This is a genomic window from Paenibacillus sp. EZ-K15 (genome assembly GCF_002573715.1).
Lineage (GTDB): Bacteria > Bacillota > Bacilli > Paenibacillales > Paenibacillaceae > Paenibacillus_AQ.
In genome coordinates, this window is record NZ_PDHM01000008.1 from 61,447 (window position 1) to 87,340 (window position 25,894).

The 25,894-nt window shown below is 50.3% G+C and carries 20 protein-coding genes and 1 pseudogene; 13 read left to right on the forward strand and 8 right to left on the reverse strand.

Annotation, left to right across the window (positions count from 1 at the left end):
- Positions 1 to 491: 491 nt before the first annotated feature.
- The 4 genes from CRG97_RS04915 (at position 492) to CRG97_RS04930 (ending at position 6,222) form a co-directional block, all read left to right on the forward strand.
- Positions 492 to 1,802, forward strand: coding sequence for a sugar ABC transporter substrate-binding protein (locus CRG97_RS04915; protein WP_098742024.1), 1,311 nt, complete (start codon positions 492 to 494; stop codon positions 1,800 to 1,802).
- A gap of 97 nt (positions 1,803 to 1,899) precedes the next feature.
- A complete protein-coding gene (locus CRG97_RS04920; RefSeq protein ID WP_076325596.1) occupies positions 1,900 to 3,213 on the forward strand; it encodes a sugar ABC transporter permease in 1,314 nt (437 codons plus the stop codon).
- On the forward strand, positions 3,213 to 4,055 hold the full coding sequence (locus CRG97_RS04925; protein WP_076325595.1) for a sugar ABC transporter permease: 843 nt from the start codon (positions 3,213 to 3,215) through the stop codon (positions 4,053 to 4,055). The genes CRG97_RS04920 and CRG97_RS04925 overlap by 1 nt, the downstream gene beginning before the upstream one ends.
- A gap of 130 nt (positions 4,056 to 4,185) precedes the next feature.
- Positions 4,186 to 6,222: a methyl-accepting chemotaxis protein gene (locus tag CRG97_RS04930; protein ID WP_098742025.1), complete on the forward strand. Its 2,037-nt coding sequence runs from the start codon at positions 4,186 to 4,188 to the stop codon at positions 6,220 to 6,222.
- A gap of 785 nt (positions 6,223 to 7,007) precedes the next feature.
- Here CRG97_RS04930 and CRG97_RS04935 read toward each other — a convergent pair.
- Complete coding sequence (locus CRG97_RS04935; RefSeq protein ID WP_098742026.1) at positions 7,008 to 9,149, reverse strand: alpha-amylase family glycosyl hydrolase; 2,142 nt, start codon at positions 9,147 to 9,149, stop codon at positions 7,008 to 7,010.
- A 433-nt stretch (positions 9,150 to 9,582) separates the two neighbouring features.
- Between CRG97_RS04935 and CRG97_RS04940 the strand changes: the two genes are divergently transcribed.
- The 4 genes from CRG97_RS04940 (at position 9,583) to CRG97_RS04955 (ending at position 13,548) form a co-directional block, all read left to right on the forward strand.
- A complete protein-coding gene (locus tag CRG97_RS04940) occupies positions 9,583 to 10,728 on the forward strand; it encodes a serine hydrolase domain-containing protein (protein ID WP_098742027.1) in 1,146 nt (381 codons plus the stop codon).
- Positions 10,729 to 10,786: 58 nt separating this feature from the next.
- Positions 10,787 to 11,743, forward strand: a complete 957-nt coding sequence (locus CRG97_RS04945) for a GNAT family N-acetyltransferase (protein ID WP_098742028.1) — start codon at positions 10,787 to 10,789, stop codon at positions 11,741 to 11,743.
- Positions 11,744 to 11,778: 35 nt separating this feature from the next.
- Positions 11,779 to 12,486, forward strand: coding sequence for a PIG-L deacetylase family protein (locus CRG97_RS04950; RefSeq protein WP_098742029.1), 708 nt, complete (start codon positions 11,779 to 11,781; stop codon positions 12,484 to 12,486).
- Between the two features lie 450 nt (positions 12,487 to 12,936).
- Positions 12,937 to 13,548 (forward strand): alpha/beta hydrolase, encoded by a 612-nt coding sequence (locus CRG97_RS04955; protein WP_098742030.1) that lies wholly within the window; start codon positions 12,937 to 12,939, stop codon positions 13,546 to 13,548.
- A gap of 83 nt (positions 13,549 to 13,631) precedes the next feature.
- Here the strand turns inward: CRG97_RS04955 and CRG97_RS04960 are convergent, their stop codons facing one another.
- The gene (locus CRG97_RS04960; protein WP_098742031.1) at positions 13,632 to 14,723 is read right to left on the reverse strand and encodes an oxidoreductase; all 1,092 of its coding nucleotides are present in this window, start codon (positions 14,721 to 14,723) and stop codon (positions 13,632 to 13,634) included.
- A gap of 143 nt (positions 14,724 to 14,866) precedes the next feature.
- Between CRG97_RS04960 and CRG97_RS04965 the strand changes: the two genes are divergently transcribed.
- Both CRG97_RS04965 and ilvA read left to right on the forward strand, forming a co-directional pair.
- Entirely contained in the window at positions 14,867 to 15,769 is a 903-nt protein-coding gene (locus tag CRG97_RS04965; protein ID WP_098742032.1) for a LysR family transcriptional regulator, read from the forward strand.
- A gap of 147 nt (positions 15,770 to 15,916) precedes the next feature.
- A complete protein-coding gene (gene ilvA, locus CRG97_RS04970) occupies positions 15,917 to 17,182 on the forward strand; it encodes a threonine ammonia-lyase IlvA (RefSeq protein WP_098742033.1) in 1,266 nt (421 codons plus the stop codon).
- 142 nt (positions 17,183 to 17,324) lie between these two features.
- Here the strand turns inward: ilvA and CRG97_RS04975 are convergent, their stop codons facing one another.
- The 3 genes from CRG97_RS04975 to CRG97_RS04985 all read right to left on the reverse strand — a co-directional run bounded on the left by CRG97_RS04975 (position 17,325) and on the right by CRG97_RS04985 (position 19,335).
- Positions 17,325 to 18,263 carry a hypothetical protein gene (locus CRG97_RS04975; protein ID WP_098742034.1) on the reverse strand — a complete coding sequence of 313 codons (939 nt, stop codon included), beginning with the start codon at positions 18,261 to 18,263 and terminating at the stop codon, positions 17,325 to 17,327.
- Positions 18,264 to 18,334: 71 nt separating this feature from the next.
- On the reverse strand, positions 18,335 to 18,997 hold the full coding sequence (locus CRG97_RS04980; RefSeq protein ID WP_098742035.1) for a DUF1129 family protein: 663 nt from the start codon (positions 18,995 to 18,997) through the stop codon (positions 18,335 to 18,337).
- Positions 18,994 to 19,335, reverse strand: coding sequence for a PadR family transcriptional regulator (locus CRG97_RS04985; protein WP_098742036.1), 342 nt, complete (start codon positions 19,333 to 19,335; stop codon positions 18,994 to 18,996). Before CRG97_RS04985 ends, CRG97_RS04980 begins: the two co-directional genes overlap by 4 nt.
- A gap of 395 nt (positions 19,336 to 19,730) precedes the next feature.
- Between CRG97_RS04985 and CRG97_RS04990 the strand changes: the two genes are divergently transcribed.
- From CRG97_RS04990 to CRG97_RS05000, 3 genes are all read left to right on the forward strand, one after another.
- A complete protein-coding gene (locus tag CRG97_RS04990; RefSeq protein WP_098742037.1) occupies positions 19,731 to 19,985 on the forward strand; it encodes a hypothetical protein in 255 nt (84 codons plus the stop codon).
- A 317-nt stretch (positions 19,986 to 20,302) separates the two neighbouring features.
- Positions 20,303 to 21,130 (forward strand): alpha/beta hydrolase, encoded by an 828-nt coding sequence (locus tag CRG97_RS04995; RefSeq protein ID WP_098742038.1) that lies wholly within the window; start codon positions 20,303 to 20,305, stop codon positions 21,128 to 21,130.
- 77 nt (positions 21,131 to 21,207) lie between these two features.
- Positions 21,208 to 21,984, forward strand: coding sequence for a DODA-type extradiol aromatic ring-opening family dioxygenase (locus tag CRG97_RS05000; RefSeq protein ID WP_098742039.1), 777 nt, complete (start codon positions 21,208 to 21,210; stop codon positions 21,982 to 21,984).
- A gap of 1,126 nt (positions 21,985 to 23,110) precedes the next feature.
- Here the strand turns inward: CRG97_RS05000 and CRG97_RS05005 are convergent.
- The 3 genes and pseudogenes from CRG97_RS05005 to CRG97_RS33500 form a co-directional block, all read right to left on the reverse strand.
- Positions 23,111 to 23,653 (reverse strand): DoxX family protein, encoded by a 543-nt coding sequence (locus tag CRG97_RS05005; protein WP_098742040.1) that lies wholly within the window; start codon positions 23,651 to 23,653, stop codon positions 23,111 to 23,113.
- Positions 23,654 to 24,821: 1,168 nt separating this feature from the next.
- On the reverse strand, positions 24,822 to 25,346 hold the full coding sequence (locus CRG97_RS05010; RefSeq protein WP_098742210.1) for a DoxX family protein: 525 nt from the start codon (positions 25,344 to 25,346) through the stop codon (positions 24,822 to 24,824).
- A 263-nt stretch (positions 25,347 to 25,609) separates the two neighbouring features.
- A pseudogene (locus tag CRG97_RS33500) lies at positions 25,610 to 25,894 on the reverse strand (Crp/Fnr family transcriptional regulator); the annotation flags it as partial.

The window sequence follows — 25,894 nt, forward strand, 5'->3', positions numbered from 1 at the left end:
TTTGCCCTGGTGTATGAACACCAGGGTTTGTTATATCATGGGGTCCCTGGTTACTTCTGAAAAGGAAACGTCCATCCCCTGGAGCTTCTGTGGTACATCTATCGGTGAAAGAAGAAGTATAAGTTAATGTGCAAACGTTTGTGCAACAATAGAGCATTTTGCAGTCGTTCTTGTCCGATTTAGAGGGTAGAATGACTGAATTGCACAGCATATGCACAACTATTTTTATGATAACTTACGAAATAGAGTGAATAGTGAAGGTAATAAGAGATTATTTGCTTAAAACGGGTAAAAATGATCTGTGCAAACGTTTTTACATTCACAATTAAATGTTGTATGATGTTTTCAGTGAATGAAGCGCTTTCTCAACGGGATTTTTCCTGAGTATCTCGCCAGATGCTACATAGAAAAAGAGACACTGAAAATTTTCTGAAATCGTTTGCGCAGATTTCCAACATTTTCTGATCATTTATTGAGGGGGTAATCATGGAATGAAGATGAAGAAACTACTTACGCTAGCTGCAACCTTTACGTTGGCGTTCTCCATTACAGCGTGTGGAGGAAATTCACCTGCTCCTGCTGCTGAGGCACCTGCTGAGAATCCACCGGCACAGGAGACGCCGGCCGAAAATACAGAAGCACCGGAACTTAAGCCAGAGGAAGGCGCTAAATTGGTCGTATGGGAAAGTAGAGATGAAAGAGCCTACACGGATGCGGTTGCTAAAGAATTTACCGAGAAATACGGCGTTGAAGTAACCATCGAAGAATTGTCTCCAACCGACCAAGTAACCAAGCTTCAACAAGACGGACCATCCGGATTGGGCGCTGACGTCGTATTGTTCCCTCACGATAACCTGGGTAAAGCCGTAGCTACAAACCTGGTTCTGCCAAACGATTACTTCGAAGAAAAAACGAAGAGCAGCAACACGGAAGCCGCTATCCAAGGCGTAAGCTATGACGGCGTTCTGTACGGATACCCGCGCGCTGCTGAAACTTACCTGATGTACTACAACAAGGACTTGGTAAAAGAAGTCCCAACAACGATGGAAGAAGTTATTGAATTCAGCAAAACCTTCACAGATAAATCCAAGAACAAATATGGATTCATGTTCGAAACAGGTAACTTGTACTTCGCCTATCCATTCCTTGCTTCCAATGGCGGCTACATCTTTGGTAACGGCGGCGCAGATGTCAACGATATCGGCCTCAACAATGAAGGCGCAGTCAAGAGTATGGAAGTTTACGCAAGCCTGAAAGAAATCCTTCCGGTTAAATCCGGCGACATTACGCCTGATATCAAACGCGGACTGTTCACATCCGGCGATCTGGCTATGGACATTAACGGACCTTGGGAGCTTGGCGGATACAAAGAAGCGCTTGGCGACAAGCTTGGCGTTGCTCCAATCCCAACCATCGGCGGCCAGCCTGCTGTATCGTTTTCCGGTATCAAAGCTTGGTACGTAAGCTCGTTCACGAAATATCCGCAGGCCGCTCGCTTGTTCGCGGACTTTGCAACAAGCAAGGAAGCTCAATTGAAACTGAGCGCACTGGTTGGATCGGTTCCGACAAACAATGAAGCTCAAGAAGACGATCAAATCAAGAATGACGAGTATGTATCCGCATTCACAGAGCAATTCAAATCTTCCCAACCGATGCCATCCGTTCCTGAAATGGCTAACGTATGGTCTCCTGTAGGTGCTGCACTGGCTGAGATCTGGGATAACAACAAAGACGTGAAAGAAACGCTTGATAAAGCTGTAAATCAAGTAAAAGATCTCAACAGTGGTGGAGCTAGCGAGTAATTACGTTCTTATATAATACGAGAAAGATGAAGAAGTTCACCCGCCGAACAACCGGCGGGTGATTCCTCGATTATATGGAGAGGAGAATGGAGGGAGCATGCGTCAACATCGTACGACAGCAGCCGTATTATCAGCCATCTGTATGGGTCTGGGTCAGCTTTACAACCGGCAATGGATCAAAGGCGTTCTTTTACTTATCGTAGGTATATTCAGTCTGTATTACTTCATCAACAACCTGGGTGATGCCATCTGGGGAATGACAACTTTGGGGGAACAGGGAAGCCATTTAGAGAAGGTCAACGGTTTAACCCAAATGGTAGCAGGTGACCATTCCATCAATCTCCTGATTGAAGGACTTATCACCATGATTATGTTTGCGATTTTTCTTATTGGGTATTATGCCAATATCAAAAATGCATATAACGCTGGAAAACTAAGGGAACAGGGTGTAAAACCCAACAATTTCAGACAGACCCTTTATTATATTTTTGAATGGAAATTCGCGCAATCTTTCCTGACACTGCCGGCGATCGGTATTTTGTTTTTTACGGTCATGCCGATTATCTTCATGGTCATGCTGGCGTTTACGAACTATTCTGCTCCAAACAATCTGCCGCCGGCCAATCTGGTTGACTGGGTCGGTTTCAAAACCTTTACCAATCTCGTTGCATTGAAATCGTGGAGCCACACATTCTTCGGCGTCCTGACCTGGACGATCATCTGGGCGGTGCTGGCAACGGTAACAACGTATTTTGGCGGTGTGCTTGTTGCACTGCTTATTCAACAAAAGGGAATTCGTTTCAAAGGTGTATGGCGTGTCATTCTGATCATTCCATATGCAATTCCACAGCTGATCTCACTGCTCGTGATGCGTAATATGTTTAACGGGCAATTCGGACCGATCAACCAGTATTTAAGATATTTCGGTTTGGAAGGCCTGCCATGGCTGACCGATCCGGTCTGGGCCAAAGTGACCGTTATTATCGTCAATATGTGGGTAGGTATCCCGGTATCCATGCTCCTCGTTATGAGTGTCCTGACTACGATTCCGAAGGATCTCTATGAAGCGGCCGATGTGGATGGGGCGACCGGATTCCAGAAATTCAAAATCATCACCCTGCCGATGATTATGTTCTCGACGGCACCGGTTCTGATTACGCAATTTGCTGGTAACATTAACAACTTTAACTTGATTTTCCTCCTCACGAACGGTAACCCGGTTGTAGGTGACTATCAATACGCGGGGGCGACGGACCTGCTGGTAACCTGGCTCTATAAACTGACGCTGGATCAGCAGCGCTATAGCATGGCATCGGCCATCGGTATTATCATCTTCATGATTATTGCGACCTTCTCGATTTACAATTATCGCAGAACCAGATCCTTTAAAGAGGAGGATATGATCCAATAATGGGAATTAAAATGAGAAATGCGATTCGCCTGACGGCAAGTTATATCACCCTTGTCATCATTGCGATCGGTTGTATTTACCCGGCGCTCTGGATTATTCTGGCTTCTTTCCGTCCCGGAAAGTCATTGTACAGCAAGTCCTTGATTCCAGAATCTTTTACGCTCAGTCATTATAAAGAGTTGTTTACGTCGCAAAGCTTTCTGTTTGGCACGTGGTACATGAATACATTGAAAATTGCGATATTCTCCATGATTATCGGGACCATTCTTGTTCTGCTAACAAGTTATGCGGTATCCCGGTTCCGGTTTAAAGGCCGGCAGAATGCGCTATCGGTCATTCTCGTGCTGGGGATGTTCCCGGGCTTCATGAGTATGATCGCCTTGTATATCCTGCTGAACTCCCTGGATCTGTTGAACACGCATGCGGCAATGATTATCGTGTATGCGGCAGGGGCACCGCTAGGCGGAACCTTGATCATGAAAGGCTTTCTGGATACAATACCACGAAGCTTGGATGAAGCGGCCAAGATCGACGGAGCCACTAACTTCCAAATTTTCCGCAAAATCATTCTGCCATTGTCGAAGCCAATGATCACGTATATGGGCTTGACGCTGTTCGTTGGACCATGGGTAGACTTTATCTTTGCGAGACTCGTGCTCCGGACAAAAGAAAACTGGACGCTCGCCGTCGGTCTATGGGATCTCGTCAACTCCACTCAGGACAGCAACTTTACGTTGTTTGCGGCGGCATCGGTGCTGATCGCACTGCCGATCACCCTGTTGTTTGTCTTCCTGCAGCGTTTGCTGGTCGATGGCATGACGGCTGGTGCAAGCAAAGGTTAAGTTACGGATAGCTAATCGTATGGATTCATCATAAGACAGATAGATAGAGAGAACAGCGAAGAGACACAGCCGGTAACCGCTAGCTGTGTCTTTTTGCATTCAAACATGTGATGCAGGGGGACATATACATATGAACATGATGAGACGTTTTCGATTCAAAGCGGTTGGGATGAAGCTGTTTGTTATCTTTTTTACCACGATCGTGCTGTTATCCTCAGCGTTGGGGTTATTATCGTATTCCATCTCCAAGGACACGGTGATGGATCAGGTGTCAGAAGCGACTTCGGGGCAGATGATGCAGGCGGCGGACAAGCTGGATTTTCTGCTGGCCCAATATGAAGCCGCTTCCCGTCAATGGGCGCTGGATACGGTGCTTCGCGAGGACCTCGTTACGGTGAGTACTGCGGGTATCGGCATTCGGGACAAAACGCAGGCTGAGAACCGAATCCGGGAGAAATTGAACGGGATGGCATCTTCGGATAAACGTCTGCAGGGCATGCGCTTGGTTGCGCCCAATCTTCAAGCTCAAAGCTCCTATAACTCAACGGGCTTATCGGGAATGTCTTCCGCAGATGGCGTGAAGGCGAAGATGGACCGGATTATACAAGCCGATGGCGAACCGGTATGGTTCCCGACAGAGGTTCAAGGCTTTATGGAGAACGAGAAAACAGCCACCATGTCGATGGGGAGATTGCTGAAAAACCTGAAGAATCCGGATGCGCAGTATATTCTGTTGATCGATATCAAGGACGAGGCGGTCGGCGAGGTACTGGCCAATTTAAAAATAGGGAACAACGGCCGGATGCGAATCGTTGCCGAGGATAACCGGATCGTACACGACATGGACCCGGCCCAGTTGATGCAGTCGTCCACGATTACGGTTCCTCAAGATGCCGAAGAAGGAGGGATTTATTACACCGCCGACGAGCAGATGGTGGTGTACACGCCGCTGAAGACGGCTCCTTGGCATATGGTCGGCTTTGCTCCCGTTAGCGATTTCGTGCAAGCCACGGACACACTATTGGTTGTAACGCTTGGGGTTATTGTGGCCGCGGTTCTGATTGCGATACTGATGGGCTATTATATGATGCGTTCCATCGGTCGTCCGCTGAATCAGATGTGCCGTCTGATGGAAGAGGGAGAGCAGGGGAATCTAAGGGTTCGTACCGAGTTCCAGCGTGCGGATGAAATTGGCCGTCTCGGCCACAGCTTTAACCGGATGATGGGGCAAATCGCGGCTTTGGTCGATCAGACGAATGCTTCGGCGAAGGAAGTGCTGGCCACGGCGGAGGAATTGGCGGAAGCATCGAAGGGAACCTCGTTGACGGCTGGCGAAATTGCATCGGCCATGGAGCAGATTGCACAGGGAAGCTCAAGCCTGGCGATGGAAGCCGAACGAGAGAATCAGCTGGCTGAGAACATTGGCGTTCAGATGAGTAAGGTATCGGATTCGAATCGAGTGATGGGGTCCGCGGCTGATCGCGTGCTTCAGGTGACGGGGGAGGGGGCGCAGCATATGGACAATCTGGTGGAAAAATCAACGCGGATTAATCAGGTGAACTGGGCCATCGTCCAGAACGCGGAGAAGCTGAAGGAGAATACCGCGTCGATTCACAAAATATTGGAGCTGATGTCGGAGATCACGCATCAAACCAACGTGCTGTCCATTAATGCGACGATTGAAGCGGCCCGTGCGGGGGCAGCAGGCAGCGGCTTCATGGTTGTAGCCAATGAAGTGCGGAGCTTGGCGGATCGTTCCAAGGAATCGATCCAGACCGTAGGGGCGATGATCAAGGATATCCGTTCTGAAGTGCAAGGCTCCGTTGATGCATTGACGTCGGCATCACCGCTCTTTGACGAGCAGTTGCATTCGGTGCAGGAAGCTCAGGGCGTATTTGATCACGTTCGCCACGAGATGGATGCCCTTTTGGCCGAGATCCGCGAATCGACCCGTTCGGTCGAGGTACTGATCGGTTCCCAGCTTACCCTGACCGATTCGATCTCGGAGGCGAGCTCAATCGTTCAAGAGACCAGCGCTGCCACGGAGGAGGTCGCTTCGATGTCATCCGAGCAGTTCAAGGTGAGCGAGAAGCTGGTTGTTCTGTCTTCCCGCTTGGAGGAATTGTCGGAGGGTTTGCGTAAGTCTTTGGTGATGTTTAGGACGTAAATGGTTTCGTAAAGATGTGATGGCTATGCAGCACTCCGCATGCGGATCATGCTTCCGCCTTCTCCGTTGAGGCCAGGCGCTGCGAGTACGTATCGTTCCTCCAATCGCTGTTGTCCCCGATTTTCTTTGAATTATGATTTTGCGGTGGAAAATCGGGGACAAAGGCGACCACTATCGTTTTTCCGGAATCGATTCGTCCTCTCCGCTATTGCGTGCTGTGCACACAACCACTTACGCTAAGGTGTGGGGATGGAAAAGAGCCGATGAAGGGGAACATCTTCATCGACTTTTTGTTGGTGGGAGTACTGCTCGGGAGTGCTGGGATTTAGCGCGAGGTTGAACTACCTCGTACGCTTGTTGAGTTACTACCTGCTGAGCACGCTCTCCCTTTGGGAATCGCTTCATGTAGTGCGGGGAACGTTGGGGTACTTCGTGCGTAACGGGCTATTGCCTACTGGAATCGCTATTTTATAGCTGCACGATTAAAAACCAGCTCTGGGACAATTCCCGGAGCTGGTTTTGTTTAGGTGCCGCTCTTAGCAAAAGAGCTTATGGGTTGCCGCCACTACTTCGCATAAATGTTGGCCGTTCTGCTGGCCGGGGCGGTGAAGGAATGATACGTTCCTGCAGGCTTACGGTTGCCAGTTTACATTAATGGTGGCTGTGCCACTCGTTGGAGTGGTGAAGGAATGGTACGTTCCTGCGGGCTTACGGCTGCCAGTTCACATTAATGGTGGCCGTGCCGCTCGTTGAAGCAGTGAAGGAATAGTACGTCCCCTGCGGGCTTACGGCTGCCAGTTCACGTTGATGGTGGCTGTGTCGCTTGCTGGAGCGGTAAAGGTATGGTTCGATCCGCCTTCCCATGTTACCGTCGAACCTTGTTTTTTCAGGAATTTGAATTCGATGGTTTTACCGGCCGGCACACTGACGTCGTAGTACCAGGTTGGGTATTGGTAGATGACCTGGTTGTACAATGGCCCGACGGCTTTGGCAGGGTCCCAATTGCCGAGCTCGCTTACGCTGCCTGCCAGGTACACGTTTTGTCCAAGCGCGGTGGTGGCATTGTTTACCACAAACCGGACGCTGACTTGATCCCCGGTCAGCACTTCGAAATTGTCGTGCACATTGCTTGAAGTGCCAGCGCTATTGGCGACTTTGATGTTATATACGCCACCGGCAACCGCAGGGATTTTCACTTTGATCTGCGTATCCTCCCATGCTGTAACGTTAGCGCCCGTTACGGCCGTTGAGCCGAAGTATACCGTGCCTTTGGTTGCGCCGAAGCCGCGGCCGTCAAGGGTGATGGTTGCGCCCGGTTTGGCCATCATCGGGCCTACGTGCCCGATCGTTGGCGAAGTCACGGCCGTGGTATACTGCCACACGGCCGTACCGCCGGCAGCCAGCGTAAAGTTGGAAGCTGCTCCGCCTGTGCCAACGGTCAAGCTGTTGCCGTTTAGAAGTCCGCCCAGCACGTCGGCATAGCTGCCGGCAGGCAATGAAGTCGCCAATCCCGTAATGGAAACCGGTGTGTTCACGTTGCGGTTTACAGCGATAAGTGCCACGTTGTTGCCGAATTTGCGTTCATAGATCAGCACATCATTGTTGATCCAGCGCTCCTGCGTCGTTCCATAGGCGATGGCCGGATTGGATTTGCGCAATGGCGCCAGCTTTTTAATTACTTGGTAAGCCGTAGTCGTCGTAGAGAAAGAAGGAATCCGTGCCCGGTTGTCTGGGTCGTTGCCGCCGGACATGTATTGTTCGGTTCCGTAATAGATGGCTGGCACCCCGCGCGAGGTGAGCGTGAAGGCCAAAGCCTGTTCCAGCTTGCGGCGGTTGTCGCTGCTGTTGTGGAACCGCTCCATATCATGGTTATCGATGAACGTGACCTGATCCTCCACTTGGGCATAATCGGTTGCTGAGCCCTCCAGCATGGACTTCAGACCGTACATATTGTCGGTGTTGTCCCTGAACACTTGGCGTACCTTTTGCGCGAAACGGAAGTCCAGCAGGCTCATGCCGGATTCGTTGGCGAACTTATGGTTCTCGGCACTCACTTCGTTCACGCCGAGGAACCATTCGCCGAAGGTGAAGACCGGCTTGTAGTTGTTGACGGTAGCCATGAAACTCTTCTGCCAGCCAAATGGCATATGTTTCACCGCGTCCATTCGAATGCCGTCAATGCCCAGATCGAGCCACATTTTGATGGCATCTTTCAGGTAGGTATCCACCGTGCTGTTGTTGTGGTTCAGGTCGGCAAGGTCATACAGGTTTTTGTAAATCCCGTTCTCTGTCGTCGAAAAATCGGTGCCCCCGTTATGATGGAACAAATTCTGTGTATCGTTCGTGTATCCGCCGAGCAGGGTGCCGTTGTTGTACAGCTTGCCGTTCTCCGCGAATGAAGGCTGGTCCGAGGAAGCGGGAGAGGTATGGTTCGGTGCAAAGTCGATGATGACTTTAATGTTCTTGGCATGAGCGGCAGCGATGAGATTTTGGAAATCGGCGATCGTGCCGTAAGCCGGGTTCGTTTTCTTGAAGTCTCTGGCCCAATAGCCGTGATAAGCGGTGTTGTTCACGCCGGAATAGTTGATGACGCTGTAGATGTTCTCGACAGGCTGGGAGATCCAGATGGCGGTAACGCCCATGCCGGTCAGGTAGCCGTCGTTGATTTTGTTAATGATCCCTTGCCAGTCACCGCCGCAGTATAACCTCAGATTGGTACAGGTACCGTCAAAGGCAGGTCCGGTCGGGTTGTTGGCAGCATTGCCGTCGGAGAAACGATCTGTAAAGATTTGATAAATGACATCCGTGCTGAAATTTTGTTTATTGGACACCGAAGTATCCGGGGCCGCATGAGCAGGACCGAGAAGGCCCAAGGCCAGGGAGAAGCTAAGGGCTAGCGCGGTTGTCAGTTTGTAAAACTTTTTCATCGAAATTCCTCCTATGTAGTTGATATAGAGAAGGTTGGTTTTACTAGCTTATCGGCTGCTTGTGCATCACCTCCTATACAAAATCGGGCAACAAAAAACCCCGGCATCTCCTGTAGAGAAACCGGGGTTGTTCCATACCGGGTGTGCGGTTACGGAATGCATGGCCCTTAAATTATGCGAGTGTTTGAATTCAACAATATTGTAAATGAAAGCGTATTCAGGTGTCAATATGAAATATCCAAATAAAAGGAAAATTCACATGGAGTATGATGAAATTAAATTTTATAATTATTAATTATTATTGAAACAAAATTTTACAGGTCATATAATAGGTTTAGGAAACGTTTACATTTTTAAGATGATGTTGATGCGGATGGCATGTTTGTTTTCAGTTGATCCGACTCAAGGCCTTGATGTAAAGGAGGGAAGAAAAATGGAAAGTCATGCTGAAGCCGGTGCAGAGCAGCTTCGGTTGGGAGCTAGGGGAGTACGAGCGGCTTGCGCCGCGATGGAACGCGAGATTGCCGCAGGCACGACACCGGGAGCCGTACTGGGTGTTATGCATGAAGGCAAGCAGTGGTTCTATAGTGCCGGTTATGCCAACCCCAAGCCGAAGCAGGGCCAACCTGTGCCGGCCAGCAAGGATACGTTATACGATTGTGCGTCCTTAACGAAGGTGGTGGTTACGCTCCCGTTAATTCTGCAATTGATCGATGAGGGGGTCTTGACCTTAAGTACAAAAGTGAGTGACATTCTGCCTCTATTCGGAACGGCTGGTAAAGAAGAGCTTACGGTGGGACAGCTGCTCACGCATACTTCCGGGCTTCAGGCGGATATGAACCTGCACTCGCAGGGCTGGGATAGGGAGCAGATGTGGGATGCCGTTCTTACCGCACCGCTCGTGACTATGCCGGATACCGAAGTGATTTACAGTGATCTGGGATATTTGGCGCTTGGCCGCATTATTGAGAAGTCGCTGGGAATGCCATTAGACCAAGCAGTAAAGGGACGGGTGTTAGATCCACTCGGCATGCGTCATGCCACGCTGACTCCTGCGCCGGAACAGGCCAGCCGCTATGCCGCAACGGAGTACGAGGATACCATCCAGGATCATCTGTGCGGGATTGTGCATGACGAGAAGGCACGGGCTTTGGGTGGTGTATGCGGCCATGCCGGCTTGTTTGCCACCGCAGGCGATCTGCTGCAATACGCACGAATGTGGCTGGCACATGGGGCGATCCCGGCAACGGTGAGTCCAGATGCGAGAGGCGGTGAATCCCGCATCTTATCTCGGGCTGCGGCTGTGGCGTCCACTCGTACCCATACGGGACATATTGATGGCACCAACCGTGGTCTGGGATGGGTACTGAAAGGGGATAAGATGGATGCTTCCGGTGATTGGATGGGTCCGGGCTGTTACGGACATACCGGATTTACCGGAACCAGCATGTGGATCGACCCTGAGTTGGATCTTGCAGTTGTTCTGCTGACAAACCGCGTGTACGGGGGACGGAGCAGCAGCGTCGCTCAGCTGCGGGCCCAGGTTCATAACGCTTTGACAGGAGCCGTGGCATGGTAAGACGGGGAGGCGGCATAGGGTCGACAGCCAAACTACGATAATAAGGAGGGAATACGTAATGATGAGTGTAACCTACAGACCTTACCGGCCTGGAGACGAAGACGCTATCACTACTCTGTGGAATGCCTGCTTACCGGGAGATCTCATGACTCGGCTTCGCTTTCGGAATTTGGTGCTGCTCGATCCGAATTTTGATCCGCAAGGACTGCGGATTGCGGAGCAGGAGGGCCGCATGGTTGGCGTCTTGTATGCGGTACGCCGGAGGCTACCGATGATCGGAACCGAACTGGAGCTAGATCACGGCTGGATCACCTTCTTCTATACCGATCCATTGGTTCGAAGACAGGGGGTGGCATCGCGGCTGCTGCAGGACGGCGAAGACTATCTTCGCGACCATAGACGCAGCAAAGTTTTTTTCTCCTCGTATGCCCCGAATTATATCGTTCCGGGCATCGATGGCGAGCGCTATCCAGAGGGCTTGGCGTGGCTTGCGGCAAGCGGCTTTACCCGCAACTACACGGCGGTTGCGATGGATCGCTCCCTGGTCGATTTTCATATGCCGCCGGAGGTTGCGGAGCTAAAGCGGCAGCGAGAGCAAGAAGGCTTCACTTTCATGCTGGCTCAGGACAGCGATCTGGTGGAACTAATCGATTTTGCGACGGACGTGTTTAACCCGGATTGGGGCCGGGCGATTCGTGAGGGACTGCTCCAGCGATTAAGAACGGATCAGATCCTGATCGCGCGCGATCAAGGAAAGCTGGTGGGATTTTGCCTGCATAACGGATATGAAGGCGTGGCTGAACGCTTTGGTCCGTTTGGTGTGGACCCGTCGATGCAAGGAAAGGGCCTCGGGAAAATTCTGTTATATGATTGCCTCGCCCTCATGCGGGCACAGGGGCTGCATGGAGCCTGGTTCCTCTGGACGGGCGAACAAAGCACGGCAGGGCATTTGTACCGCAAAGCCGGATTTCACGTGACGCGCCGGTTCGATATTATGAGCAAAACGCTTCGATAGATTCTACTACTTTTGATACAAAGGGGAGATCCGATGTGACGGAAGCAAAGCAGCATCATATATTGGCAATTGGCGGACATGCGGGCGATATGGATCTTACGGCAGGAGCCGTGATCGCCAAATACACGCAGGCTGGCCACAAAGCAACGTTCCTTCACTTAACGCCAGGGGAGAAGGGACACCCTCGTCTGACGCCGGAGGAGTACGCGAAGCAGAAGATTGACGAAGCTCACCGGTTTGCCGATATCGTCGGCGCGGATGTCCGGTTCCTTGCTTACAAGGATGCCGAGCTGCCACTCGATGAGGAAGTGAAATATCAGGTAGCGGACGTCATACGGGAAGTGAAACCCGATATCATCATCACGCATTGGAAGGAGAGCATCCATAAGGATCACTCCAATACCCATTATATCGTGGAGGACGCCCGCTTCTACGCGGGGCTCAAGACGATTGAACGCGAGCTTCCGGCCCATTATGCCCAGCATTTATACTATGCGGACAATTGGGAGGATCCTTACGATTTTCATCCCGAGGTCTTTATCGATATTCCGGACGAAGCCTATGAAACGTGGGTAAGAGCCATGAACGTATATGCTTATGCGCGCGGGGAAACTTACGGCTTCCCGTTCATCGAATATTACAAAGCGCTCACGATAGTGAGGGGAGCTCCGGTGAACTTCAAGCGGGCTCAAGCCTTTGCCGTGCCAAGAGGTGCGTTGACTAAACGATTACAGTTTTTCTAAATATATGGTATTACATCCAGAGAACTGGAATAATACCTAATGAAATCACAAAAAAATTGTGAGAAATGCCAAAACATCCACTGACATTATACCTATCTTTTGATATAATGAGTGATGTTACGGGGGAACACGTACGGAATCATATAGAGAATACAAACAGGAGAGGAAGTCTTCCATATGGAGGCTTCCTCTCTTTTCGTTTCGTTCATCAATGGGTGTGGAAAATGGAGACATAGTCTTTCCGGTTGCAGCTCTGGCCGGGAAGCAGAAGGGATGCTGTTGCATTTTTTTATTTCCGTGGTATCATGTATTTAAAGAATCTTGAATTAAAGATATTTAGATGAGATTTTAGGGTAGCCTATGGTCCTATCGGGGTATTCAGGGGCATTCTACATTCATTGTTGTAAAACGGAATCTAACCATATAAGAAATCGAAAGGAGATAATACAAATGGAACATAAGCATATTTACCGCCAGGGAACTTCTCCCGAGGCACCAACCTTACTATTGCTGCACGGTACCGGGGGGAATGAGGAGGATCTGCTGCCGCTGGCCGAGATGATCTCGCCTACATCGAATGTGCTCGGCGTCCGCGGAAACGTGCTGGAGAACGGCATGCCGAGATTTTTCCGCCGTCTGGCTGAAGGCGTATTTGACGTAGAAGATCTCGTAAAACGTACGCAGGATCTCAATGAATTCCTGAACTGGGCAGCTGCCGAATACAGTTTTGACCGCAGCCGTATTGTAGCGGTTGGGTATTCGAACGGCGCCAATATTGCCGCCAGCCTGCTATTCCATGAAGGAGATGCGCTGCAAGGGGCCATTCTCCACCATCCGATGGTTCCGCTGCGCGATAAGACCTTACCGGATTTGACTGGTGTTCCCGTCTTCATCGCCGCCGGTCGGCGTGATCCAATGTGCACTCCGCAGGAGAGCGAGGATCTGAATGAACTGCTTAGCGCGGCAGGTGCGGACGTGAAGCTTCATTGGGAGAACGGGGGGCATCAGCTGAGCCGTACAGAGGTTGGGATGGCTGCGACTTGGTTTAAGGAGAAGTTCTAATAATATAAAGACTAATACTTTTCTCGACACTGCTCCAAAACCACGAAAGCCGGGGGATTGATTGCCCCGGCTTTCGTGCGTCTTCATATAAGTACCTCATCCTCCCTAATCGTGGCGATGGGGTGCAGAAATTGATGATCAAAGGGCTTCAGCTCTGTCCCTGCCCGAGCTTTATTCACCCAGTCCGGATTGACCAAGGCGCTGGTGCCGATCGCAACGAAGTGCGCATGGCCTGAAGCCAAGAGCTGCTCCGCGACAGCCGGATTACCGAGTTTGCCGTTCGCGATGACGGGAACGCTGCCATACGTTGCGGCAAGCTCGGCTAAGGTAGCCTCGCCCTCATCGAAAGCGGGGTTGTAAGCTTTGTACTCCGTCGTGTGAATGTAAGATGGTGAAGCCCCGCTCAATTGGCCGAATATGATTTTGGCATCCTCCACTCCCTGAGCCCACTTATGATGAAAATCGTTCACCTTGCCCTGGGAAACCCGAACGCCCACAATATAATCCGAGCCAACGGCTGACCGAATGGCTTCCAGCACCTCAACGACGATTCGAATCCGATTCTCCGTTGACCCGCCGTATTCATCCGTTCTGTGGTTGGTGTAATCGGTTATGAATTGATCGAGCAGATAGCCGTTTGCCGCATGGATTTCAACCCCGTCGAATCCAACGGCCTTGGCGAGAAGTGCTGCATGCGCAAAATCCTGGATCGTTTGTTTAATTTGAGGCTGCGTCATCTCCTGTGGGGTGGCGAATTCCCCGCTTCCCCCATGATCCTCAAGCATGGTGCCCACCGGCTTCACCGATGAAGGAGCAACCGGGACGAATCGCTCATGCTGAACCAGGGCCCCGGCGTGCATCAGCTGCGCGATGATTTTACCGCCCTCCCGATGAACAGCTTCGACGATGGGCTTCCAGGACGCAGCTTGTTGGTGATTGGCCATGCCTGGCTGGTTGAGATAGCTTTGGCTCTGTACGTCATCTGGATAAAGGCCTTCCGTAATGATCAGACCGAACCCGCCCTTCGCGAATCGCTGATAATATTGAGCCATTCGGTTGTTAGCCAGGCCATTCGGCTCTGCGCTCGTTCTAGTCATGGGTGAAAGCACGGCCCGATTAGGCAGCTTTAAAGATCCTAATGTAGTTTCTTTTAGCAGGTTGGGGTATGAATGCATGGTTTTATCCTCCTAAATGGTTGATCAGTCTTATGCAACTGACGCTTTATGGTATGAACTGATTGTATTTCGGATGTTCTATACTGTAAAATGATAGAAAATGATATATGTATCAAAAAAAATGATACTGAAAGGTGAGCTGGATGGACTTAACAGATCTGAGGGTTATATCCGTCATTGTGGAGGAAGGCAGCGTATCGGGAGCTGCCGAGAAGATGGGGTATGTGCAATCCAACGTGACGGCGCGCATACGCAAGCTGGAGTCCGAGCTGGGTGTCCCCTTGTTCGACAGACATCCTAAAGGCGTCACCCCCACGGGGAAGGGGCTCGTTCTTCATCGATATGCCAAGGCGATTCTGTGCATGACTGAGGAGGCCGTCGCAGCCGTGAAGGAGCCTCCTTATCCCAGCGGTCCGCTTGTGATTGGTGTCGTGGAGACGATGGCGACGTCGCCATCTTTTATCCGAGCCTTGTCCGATTTTCAACGAATCTATCCGGAGGTCGCGCTATCTCTTGTTAGCGGAACTTCTCCACAGCATCATGAAGGCATGTTCAGCCGAAGATTGGACGGTGCGTTCATTACCGATGATTATGATATGTCGCGGCTGGAGAGCGAGCTGGAAATTCGGGAGGAGGTGTCGCTGCTTGTTTCGTCGGAGGAATACGGGGAAGAGGGGGCGCTCGAGGCATTCGGTCTATCGGATGCTTCTTGGATCGTATTTCCCAAGGGATGCCCGTTCCGGAAGTCTAACGAGGAATGGCTTCGCAGCGAAGGGATTGCCGCGGCGAACATGATCGAAATCAGCACATTGGAAACGATGATCAGCTGCGTACGAGCCAAGCTGGGTTGCGCGCTTCTGCCGGCATCGGCGATTCCTTGGTCCGATCCAAGTTTAAGGGCCTACCCCGTACCGGAAGAGTATCGCAGCGCCACGACCCGGCTGTTGCGTCGCAATGAATCATTCCGCAGCAAGGCGTTTGCCGCTTTTGCAGCATGCGTCAGAGAAGCGGGCTGGATGGGTTCGACTGGCATTCAGGCCACCTGATCTTGAAACCATCGCCATTTTGCGAAAGCTTGCCAGAAAAGGGCGGGATATTTTCATGAAAAGTGATACAATGATAGAAATACGTAAATAAGGGTAGCGGATGGATCAACGTTTACCTGGCAGCGAAGTGGGAGTGTGATCAAGAGAATGGAAGAGACGTATACGGCAAAACGGGCAGTCAGCATGGAGGACATCGTACGCGCACACCACGTGCTTCGTGAAGTGATCGTGCGGACGCCGCTGCAGCGGGACGCTGTACTATCGGCTAAGTATGACTGCGAAGTGTATCTGAAACGCGAGGACTTGCAGGTGGTTCGCTCCTTCAAGATCCGTGGCGCTTACAATATGATTCGCAGCTTGTCGGATGAGGAACGGGACAACGGCATTGTGTGCGCCAGTGCGGGAAACCATGCGCAAGGGGTAGCTTTCTCCTGTAATGCGCTGAATATTAAAGGCAAGATTTATATGCCGAGTACGACCCCGAATCAGAAGGTGAAGCAGGTGAAGCGTTTTGGCGGGGGCAGTGTTGAGGTCATTCTGATAGGCGATACCTTCGACGATGCCTACGCAGAAGCGATCAAGGCCTGCGATGAGTATGGCATGACATTTATTCACCCGTTTGATGAAGCGAAGATTATCGCGGGCAATGGCACGATCGGGATGGAGGTTATGGAGGAGCTGGACGCACCGGATTATATGTTTGTTACTATTGGCGGTGGGGGTCTTGCCGCAGGTGTGGCAACGTATGTCAAAACCGTCAGCCCAACGACGCAAGTCATTGGCGTTGAACCGCTTGGGGCTGCATCCATGATCGAATCCAAGAAGCAGGGCGAGGTCGTCACGATGCATGAGATCGACAAATTCGTGGATGGCGCCGCCGTGAAACGCGTTGGGCAGCTGACCTACGATATATGCAATGAGCTGGTTGATGACATCGTGACGGTTCCGGAAGGAAAAGCCTGCACCACCATCCTGGAGTTATATAACGAAAATGCGATCGTTGTCGAGCCTGCCGGGTCGCTGGCCGTGGCTGCGCTGGATATGAACCGGGACCGGATTCGCGGAAAAACGGTGGTATGCATCATCAGCGGCGGCAATAACGATATCGACCGGATGCAGGAAATCAAGGAGCGTTCCTTGATATATGAAGGGCTGAAGCATTACTTCATGATTAACTTCCCGCAGCGTGCAGGTGCACTCCGCGAGTTTTTGGAGGAAGTGCTGGGTCCCGACGACGATATCGCACGCTTCGAATACACGAAGAAGCATAACAAGGAAGACGGACCTGCCCTGGTGGGCATCGAGCTGTTAAAGCCCGAGGATTATGGTCCGCTGGTGGAGCGGATGCAGCGCAAGGGTCTGGATTATACGGAGCTTAATAAGAACATGAACCTGTTCAATCTGCTGATTTAAGTGGTGCACAGACGCGATAAATAGGCACAGACCACGATTAAAAGCCGGATTCTCCTATAAACGGGAATCCGGCTTTTTTTCATATCTATTCATTAGGTCGGTGATCCTGCTGAACGTAGGGAATGGTCTGTGGTTCGTTCGACTAGTCGAGCGGAACCGCCTTCGCACGATATTGCTCAACTTCCTGGGTCAGCTTGTCCTTGTTGCTCTCAAGCACCTCAGACCAGGACTTCAGCTTTTTCAGGAGAGCGCTTTTGGAGACGGCGTCGCTGTCCTTGAGAACGTTATCGAAGGCTTGCCGAACTTCCGGATCGAGAAGATTGTCCTCGTACTTGAATAGTGGGGTATTGTTGTAGCCATAGAATAAGCTTAGCTCGGTAAAATGAAGCTTCAGCTTCACATCCGCGGCCCGGTTTGATTTGGGATATGTCGTGATAAAAGCCTGCTGTGCAAGTCCACGTTCAATGACCTCGGACCAAGGGATGACCAAGGCCGCATCACTGACCGCAGGCTTCTCGGACTCCACGATCATGATGTCGATATAGTCTTGAAGATCCTTATTGATGTAAGGCTTGTATGGTTTCAGTGTCGTATAGTCAATAATCGGGAAGATGACGCCTTCGGTCGTATACAGTCTGTAGCCGCTGTCTCGCAGGTTGACGAGCACCTTGCGCAGCGTGTCGTCCTTGGCTTTGTTAATGGTGGTGTTAATCGGCTCCCCGTATTTGTACAGGTTCATCAGTTTATCCTGAATGCCGATTTCATACACCTTGTCGGTTTTTGCCGGGAGCGCATCATTCATCGCGTTCTCCAGTTTGAGCACCAGCATGGTCGCCTGATACGTGGTTACGCTGCCGATATGCTTGGTGATGTAAGACTTGGCATAAGCCACATCGGATTCCTTCAGCAGTTTACTGGCTTTGCTGTACACCGCATTGCCGAAGGCGGTAGCTTTGCTTGAGACGGCGGTTGAACCAGCTTGGGATACGGATGCAGTTGCTGCGTTAGCGATGACGCCGGTCTGGATCGATAGAATAAGTGCAAGGATGGCAGCCATCGCGGATTTTTTGGATTTTGACATATATATTCCTCCCTTACCACACATTACCCTTATCCTATCATCTTCTATAGAACATTAGAATCCGCTAAGTATTATTTGCTCGAAAAAAGAAGTTTCGTCCCGGCGATTCCGACCAGGAATATGACGAGACTGATCCATGGCGCTATCGTCAGAACCGGCAGCAGCCGCCCCAGCCACACGCCGGCTACCAGAATCAATACGGTGATGGCGACATAAATTCCCATATTGCGAACATTAATCTTGCGCTTGTCCTCCTCCGGCTTGAAGGTGTCGCTCTTCATCCATCTTAACAATGCGTGGATAAGCACATAGGAACCGCCTGCTATCAAAATCAGGGTGGAAATACGTACCTGTGTCATGCGCTCAACCGGTCCCCCGGCCCACATCGTGATGAATCCGACCAGCGCTTGGACGAAGAAAAACCAGGTTAAGGCAATCCAAGGGATCATGAAATGGTATTGGAGACTGCTCAGGCCTTTTATTTTTGGCAGCTGCTCCACGAGCTCCTTGCAGTAGGATTCGGGATCGCTTCCGAACACATCCTCGGCGCTCCTGCCCTTGGCTTGGGCATCCAGCAGGTGCTGGGCGATTTCAAGCAGCAGTTCCTCGCCTTTTTGCTCCTGCACGAAGCTGCTGCGGATATAGACCACCATGTCTTGGTAATAGCTAAGATTGTCAGGCGTCATGGCATCTTGAAGTCGATTGTTCTCTTTGATCATCTGTTTGGTATTCATCTTGATTGTCCTCCACGGGTTAGAATATGGTCCACACTATCTTTAAGCGTTCCCCAATGTTCCTTGAATTGTTGAAGAACGTGCAGGCCTTTATCGGTCAGATTGTAATATTTGCGGGGTGGTCCCCCGGCACCGGCCGCAGGCCGCAGTGTCCCTTCGATAAGCTGGTCTTTCTGCATGCGAAGCAGCAAGGGATAGATACTGCCTTCGCTTACAAACGTTAGTCCGCTGTCTTCCAGCAGCGTGCTAATCTCATAACCGTATACCTCCCGATGCTCCATAAGCGAGAGAATGCAGCCTTCGAGAATGCCTTTTAGCATTTGACTTTGGGTGGTCATGAATGGGGTTATCCTCCTTCAAGTATATTGCTATGCAAGGTAGTGGGGCGTATTTAGGCTGGGCTACAAATGAGAATGATAAATGCCGAGTGACGAATGACAGTGATGTCGGATGAGAATGGCAATGACAAGGTGATGGCAAATGGCAATGGCGAATGGCCAATTGCCATTGCGAATAACCAACCTTGTTCCCTACAAAACGGACGTCCCTGTCATCTACCTTGTTATGCAATATATCATACCAGCAGCATACTTGCAATGCAAGGTAGCTTAAATAATCCATGTCGTATTCGTGAACCAGGTATAATTCTGCTGCTCCTATTTCACAATAATAAGCATTCTGAATCAATGACGACACCCTAAACATTTAGGGGTAAGAAGGAGGAGTTCTTTAGGTGAGTGCTAACTTTTATGACGATGAATTGCATGGTGGAGACGCTGTGCCGGCAAACGGGCAAGAGGTTGTGGCGGGCAGCAGTGCAGCCGATGGGATATTTGGCCAGCCTGAAGGGGGATACGACTCCGGGGATGATGAAACAGATCTGTCTGCATCAAGCTTATGGGAGAACGGCCCCATCGGGAAGACTTGGATGAATGATTGGAGCGGACGAGAAGAGACCCATGCGATGTTTCGCCAGAGCTATGAGTAAGGCTGAAGGTGCGGTGTGAAAGCTGGGCGGAACGATTAAAGCAGGCGAGGAGAATGATGCCAAGTTTGTCTGTGGTATAAGTAGTGGTTGAATGGACCGTTTCATAACCGGTGGAGCTGTAGTAGAAGGCTGCGCCACGGAATATAGCCGATTTCCACATGCATCGGACTATCATATCTTGCACTGTAGTTTGCCGTCTGCCATTTGCGTTGACAATCCATAATCACGATGCTAAGATAGGTTTATCTAATTCATATTAAACTTATCGGAATTGTTAATATTATGATTAAGGCGTGTTATCGCAAGGAGGAATCGGCATGGAGCGTCAAATTACAATCCGGCATAATCAAGAAGAACTTACGGCAACCATCCATTACCCGTTGAAGGAAGCGGCCCAAGGCGGCAGGTGCAATCGGGTACCGTTGGTCATAATCTGCCACGGCTTTGTTGGAAGCCGGATCGGCGTGGACCGGCTGTTTGTCAAAACGGCGCGTGAGTTTGCCGATGACGGGTACATGGTGATCCGGTTCGATTATATCGGATGCGGGGAGAGCTCTGGCAATTACGGAAGCGAGGGGCTCGACTCGATGATTGCCCAGACGCGTTCCGTTCTCGATTATGGACTCAGCTGTGCCGATGTCGATCCGACACGCATCACACTCATCGGACATAGCTTGGGTGGCGCTGTCGCCCTGCAGACCGCCGTTCGTGACCGGCGGGTGAAGAATCTGATTCTGTGGTCTGCGGGAGGTTATCCGTTCAACGATATCGTCAAAATCACCGGTCGCGATGTGTACGACACCTCTGTTAAGTCGGGATCCGCTGATTATTTGGGATACTCGTTTACCCCGGTTTTTTTCGATTCGTTGGCACAGGGTCAGCCTTTCCAGGAAGCGATCAAGTTTACGGGCAATGTGCTGGTGATACATGGTACCTCGGATGAAGTCATTCCGGTAGATTACGCATTTTTGTATCAAAAAGTGTTCTGGATGCGCCAGGAAGGCCGATGCGATAAGGAGATCATCTTCCAAGCCGATCACACGTATTCCGCCGGGCCTCAGCGAGAGCTGCTCCTTCAGCGGACACGGGATTGGTTGAACGAACAGGAGAACATTCAGCAGGAGTGGCAGCACTGGATGATTTAAGGGAGTTATTTGGCATATTGGGCGATTTAACGGTACAATAGAGTTGTCCCTTGATTTTGAAGCTGGAGGTGGCATCGATGACGTTACCTGCTTTATTTATTGCCCATGGTTCGCCGATGATGGCCCTGGAGGACAACGAGTACACCCGCTTCCTTGAGCAATTGGGGCGGGAGCTGCCTGTACCTAGAGGCATAGCGGTATTTTCTGCCCATTGGGACGATCCGGATCAGCGACTGACCGAAGATGCCGTGCATGGCACGATGCATGATTTTTACGGGTTTCCGGAGGAAATGTACCAGATCACGTATCCTGCCCCAGGCAGCGCGGAGCTGGCTGCTCAGATTCGTCAGCGTTTTGAGGCAAGCAATCTGCATGCCAAAGCCGTGACCGGCCGTGGACTGGACCATGGGGTATGGGTCATTCTGCGCAAAATGTACCCCGATGCGAATATTCCCGTGGTGGCCTTGTCCGTGGACTCCAAGCGCTCGCCACACGAACAATATTCCATCGGTACGATGCTGTCCGATTTGCGTGAGGAAGGCATCCTGATTATCGGGAGCGGCGGTTTGGTGCACAATCTGCGGATGGTGCATGAGAGCGATGAGCCTGATGAATGGGCGGCTGCATTCGATGAATGGATCGCGAAGCAGCTGACGGAATGGAATCTAAATAATTTGTTTGCGTTTGACAAAAAAGCGCCTCATGCCAGCGATGCGGTCCCTTCTTATGGACGGGAGCATTTTGTCCCTTTGTTCTATGCAATGGGTGCTGCCGATACCGGCCGCAAGGCAAAACGATTGTTTCAATCTTACCAATATGGCAGTTTGAGTCTGAACTGCTGGTCATTCGAATAATGAGATGCCGGGCTTGGATCACAAGCTCGGCTTTTGTTGTGTTATGGGGGGATAGTGTGTGGGATTCCTGTTGGCAGCGAGTCGGTGCAGATGTTTGTGGGAAGAAGCAGCAGATAGTGGGGGGCGTTATTGGGTAACCAGTGCACTTGGTCAGTCCGTCGGAGGCCCGGCAGTATCGGACCGCAGATCCGCTATTCTCGCTATAGGCACTGTATTGCGGGGTTTATCGGACACAGAATCCGTTAAGTTGCGGATAATGGGCAAAACGAGGACCTAATTTGGTGAATAGCGGATCTCTGGTCCGTTAGTGTTAAAGAAATGGTGCTTTTGGTCAAAATAAGGTCCGCTGAGTCCGCTAAAATTGTAAGTCGCTAAGTAGTGTGCCGTAATGTACGTCGCTCGAACGTAAGTCCAGCACTTTTTGGACCTCAGATCCGCTATTTTTGCTATCGGCACGGTATTGCGAAGTTTATCGGACACACGATCCGTTAAGTTGCGGATAATGGGCAAAATGAGGACCTAATTCGGTGAATAACGGATCTCTGGTCCGTTAGTGTTAAAGAAATGGTGCTTTTGGTCAAAATAAGGTCTGCTGAGTCCGTTAAATTTGTAAGTCGCTAAGCAGTGTGCCGTAATGTACGTCGCTCGAACGTAAGCATAAGCTCAAATGAGCAAAGCTCAAACGTATGACGGCGCTCGAATGAGTACAACGCTCTTTGGACCTCAGATCCGTTATTTTCGCTATCGGCACGATATTGCGGGGGTTATCGGACACACAATCCGTTAAGTTGCCGATAATCCGTAAAATGATGGCTTCATTCGGTGAATAACGGATCTCAGGTCCGTTAGTGTTAAAGAAATGGTGCTCTTGGTCAAAATAAGGTCCGTTGAGTCCGCTAAAATTGTAAGTCGCTAGGCAGTGCCGTATGAACAACGTTCAAATGTATGACAAAGGTCAAATGTATGACGGCGCTCGAGCCGTAGGCCAGAACTTCAGCGTATGCCAGAACTTCAATGTATGCCAAAACTCCAACATATACCAGAACAAAAACAGCCCGGCTTGATTGCTCAAGTCGGGCTGTGTAATCAGTAGGTTGGATTTTTTTGGATGTAGCTGATTACCATGTTATGCCGTTTGTTTTTTGAACGGTGTGTGTGTGGTACCATCGCCTTTAGTTGTTCTGTGCGTCATTTTGTTCCACAATCCGCGAAGGTAAGGGAGGACCCAATGGTCGAGACCGATTTTACCTGCGTTAGCAGCGGCGACGATGATCAGTACTTCAAGCAGTAGCATTTGGGCGTTGGTGCTCACGGTGCCCGAGAAGAGGAACGCGGCGTTCATGACCAGTCCCATCAGGGCGGCGAAGGTGGTGAAGGTACCGAGAATGAGTCCGAGACCTACCAGGAATTCACCGAGCGGGATGATGAAGTTGAAGAGCTTCACGCCCGGCAGTGCCGCGTGCTCGAGGAACGCTGCCCACCAGCCTTGGACTGCTGGGTGATCGCCGGTTGCATTGGCAATCGCGCCTTGGAGGAAGCCCCCTGCGTCAAATCCGCCGCCTGTCAATTTACCCCAACCTGCTGTCAGCCATTCATAACCGATGTAGACCCGTATGATAGTCAGCAGCCACATTGCAAATTTGTTTGTTCTCAGCCAGTTGTTAAACATATAAACCACTCCTTAAAAGTATGAATTCTCTTTTTATGAAAGCTTCCTTGCAAATTCTCGGGTGTGTTGAAGTTCTGCGTTGTTGTTGTTTCAGGAAGATGATCATCTCTTTCATGTCTTTATTATAAGTGAAATAAATCACAATATATGTGATTAAAATCACATTTGTGATAAATATCATAAAAAACTTTATTGTTGGTGAGTTGATAAGTGGCAGTTACCGGTGAGTGGTGGGGGATAATAAGTGCAATATGAAGAGGTGGAGAAGAAACTTGGGACAGGGAGATGTGGGAGATAATCAGCATGATGCGTGATAGTGAAGAGCGGTTGCTTGCCGAATGGATGACAGTAGCCTAATAGCGCAGTCAGCAGTATGCAGTGTGAGTTAGTAAGGGTAGATCTACAGATCAATAAACACAAAGAAGTAAGGAGTGAAGCCACAGTAAGTATTAGCAGAGCATTATGTAGCAGACGTAAAGTCAATAAGAATAAGATGAGCGTTATGTAGTAGATGTAAAGTCAGAAAGTAATAGCAGAGTATTGTGTAGTAGGCGTAAAACCAGTAAGTAATAGAGCATCTAGTAGCAGACGCAAAATCAATAAGTATAAGCAGCAGAGCATTTCGTAGCAGACGTTAAGTCAATAAGAATAAGCAGAGTAGTAAAAAGTAAGCTAAAGCTAGTAAGCAGAGCATTAAGTAATAAGTCAAAGCCATTAACCAGCAAGAAGTCGATGCAAATCTAATAGTATAATTGAGTAGACGCAAGGCCGCAGCAATAAGCAGAGTACGGTAAGTGTGAAGCCGGTCTGAGCAAGAAGCAGAACAGAAAATAGTAAGTGCAAGACCAGTCAGCAATAAATGTCCCCTAGAAAGAAGGATATCGCTGTTCGGTGTAAATTTGTAAAATGGGCAAAATGGTTATAAGACACGGATGACCGGTACCGGTGGCAGCGGTCACCCGTTGGTGTATGAAGGTAAGCCAAGCTGTAAGAGGTCGGAGAGAGGAGTAGCATCAATCATTCAAGTTTACGCAGAATGTAAAGTTGGTCTCAACTGAGGATCTGAGGAGTCAGCAGCCCCATTCAAATTGCTGGGGAAGCAAGCGCGATCCGCTTGATTTTATTCTGTGATTATACTGCCCCCTAAATTCTCGTATTCCTTGCAAAATCAAACCGGCTGATTCTGTAGAGAGGAGGGGTCACTGCTGATTTTTGCTTTGCGCGTGAATTTATCTTGGAGGTAGGGCATGAGCCAGCGGTCGAGCCCAATCTTTCCGGCATTTGCAGCCGAGAGGATGATCAGAAATTCGAGCAGTAGGAGCTGACCATTGATGCTGATGGAACCGGAGAAGAGATACGCGGTGTTCATCACGAGCCCCATTAGGGCAGCGAACACAGTGAATGTGCCGAGAATGAGGCCAAGCCCGACGAGGAATTCGCCCAGCGGAATGATGACGTTGAACCATTTGACACCGGGCAGCGCGGCATGCTTCAGGAATACGGCCCACCAATCCTGAACTGCGGGATGCTCACCAGTGGATTTGGCGATGGCCCCCTGCATAAATCCGCTTGCATCGAAGCCTCCCGTTAACTTGCTCCAGCCTGCCGTCAACCATTTATACCCGACGTACACCCGAATGACCGTCAGCAGCCACATTGCGATTTTGCTTGATTGCAACCATTGAATTAACACCAGCATCACTCCTCCATGAATAATCATTCTCTTTTTCTGTTTTCAGATTTTTGCAAATTTGAAATTCGTAAGTGCGATGGAAGCCGAAAAAAACAGCAACGATCTATTTAATGTCGCATCCTAACAAATTATTCATATTTGCAAAAATCTGTATTTAAATACAGTATTCGCAAAGGTCGGAACTTGGCATGGGTTCTTGGCATGAAAAAAAGACGATGGAGAACCGAATGGTTCTCCATCATCTCGTGTTTGATGCTTTATCTTTACGCGGTGCGTTTTTTCAGCGGTGTTGGTGCGATACCTTCATCTTGGTTTGTTTTGTGGGTCATTTTATTCCACAGGCCACGAAGGTAAGGGAGTACCCAACGGTCGAGACCGATTTTACCAGCGTTGGCAGCAGCTACGATGATCAGCACTTCAAGCAGTAACATTTGGGCGTTGGTGCTCACAGTGCCCGAGAAGAGGAACGCGGCGTTCATAACCAGTCCCATCAGGGCGGCGAAGGTGGTGAAGGTACCGAGAATGAGTCCGAGACCTACCAGGAATTC

Excerpts from the sequence above, each read along its gene's own strand:
- CRG97_RS04915 (WP_098742024.1), top strand. The coding sequence starts at position 492 with ATGAAGATGAAGAAACTACTTACGCTAGCTGCAACCTTTACGTTGGCG.
- CRG97_RS04920 (WP_076325596.1), top strand. The coding sequence starts at position 1,900 with ATGCGTCAACATCGTACGACAGCAGCCGTATTATCAGCCATCTGTATG.
- CRG97_RS04925 (WP_076325595.1), top strand. The coding sequence starts at position 3,213 with ATGGGAATTAAAATGAGAAATGCGATTCGCCTGACGGCAAGTTATATC.
- CRG97_RS04930 (WP_098742025.1), top strand. The coding sequence starts at position 4,186 with ATGAACATGATGAGACGTTTTCGATTCAAAGCGGTTGGGATGAAGCTG.
- CRG97_RS04935 (WP_098742026.1), bottom strand. The coding sequence starts at position 9,149 with ATGAAAAAGTTTTACAAACTGACAACCGCGCTAGCCCTTAGCTTCTCC.
- CRG97_RS04940 (WP_098742027.1), top strand. The coding sequence starts at position 9,583 with ATGGAAAGTCATGCTGAAGCCGGTGCAGAGCAGCTTCGGTTGGGAGCT.
- CRG97_RS04945 (WP_098742028.1), top strand. The coding sequence starts at position 10,787 with ATGATGAGTGTAACCTACAGACCTTACCGGCCTGGAGACGAAGACGCT.
- CRG97_RS04955 (WP_098742030.1), top strand. The coding sequence starts at position 12,937 with ATGGAACATAAGCATATTTACCGCCAGGGAACTTCTCCCGAGGCACCA.
- CRG97_RS04960 (WP_098742031.1), bottom strand. The coding sequence starts at position 14,723 with ATGCATTCATACCCCAACCTGCTAAAAGAAACTACATTAGGATCTTTA.
- CRG97_RS04965 (WP_098742032.1), top strand. The coding sequence starts at position 14,867 with ATGGACTTAACAGATCTGAGGGTTATATCCGTCATTGTGGAGGAAGGC.
- ilvA (WP_098742033.1), top strand. The coding sequence starts at position 15,917 with ATGGAAGAGACGTATACGGCAAAACGGGCAGTCAGCATGGAGGACATC.
- CRG97_RS04975 (WP_098742034.1), bottom strand. The coding sequence starts at position 18,263 with ATGTCAAAATCCAAAAAATCCGCGATGGCTGCCATCCTTGCACTTATT.
- CRG97_RS04980 (WP_098742035.1), bottom strand. The coding sequence starts at position 18,997 with ATGAATACCAAACAGATGATCAAAGAGAACAATCGACTTCAAGATGCC.
- CRG97_RS04985 (WP_098742036.1), bottom strand. The coding sequence starts at position 19,335 with ATGACCACCCAAAGTCAAATGCTAAAAGGCATTCTCGAAGGCTGCATT.
- CRG97_RS04995 (WP_098742038.1), top strand. The coding sequence starts at position 20,303 with ATGGAGCGTCAAATTACAATCCGGCATAATCAAGAAGAACTTACGGCA.
- CRG97_RS05000 (WP_098742039.1), top strand. The coding sequence starts at position 21,208 with ATGACGTTACCTGCTTTATTTATTGCCCATGGTTCGCCGATGATGGCC.
- CRG97_RS05005 (WP_098742040.1), bottom strand. The coding sequence starts at position 23,653 with ATGTTTAACAACTGGCTGAGAACAAACAAATTTGCAATGTGGCTGCTG.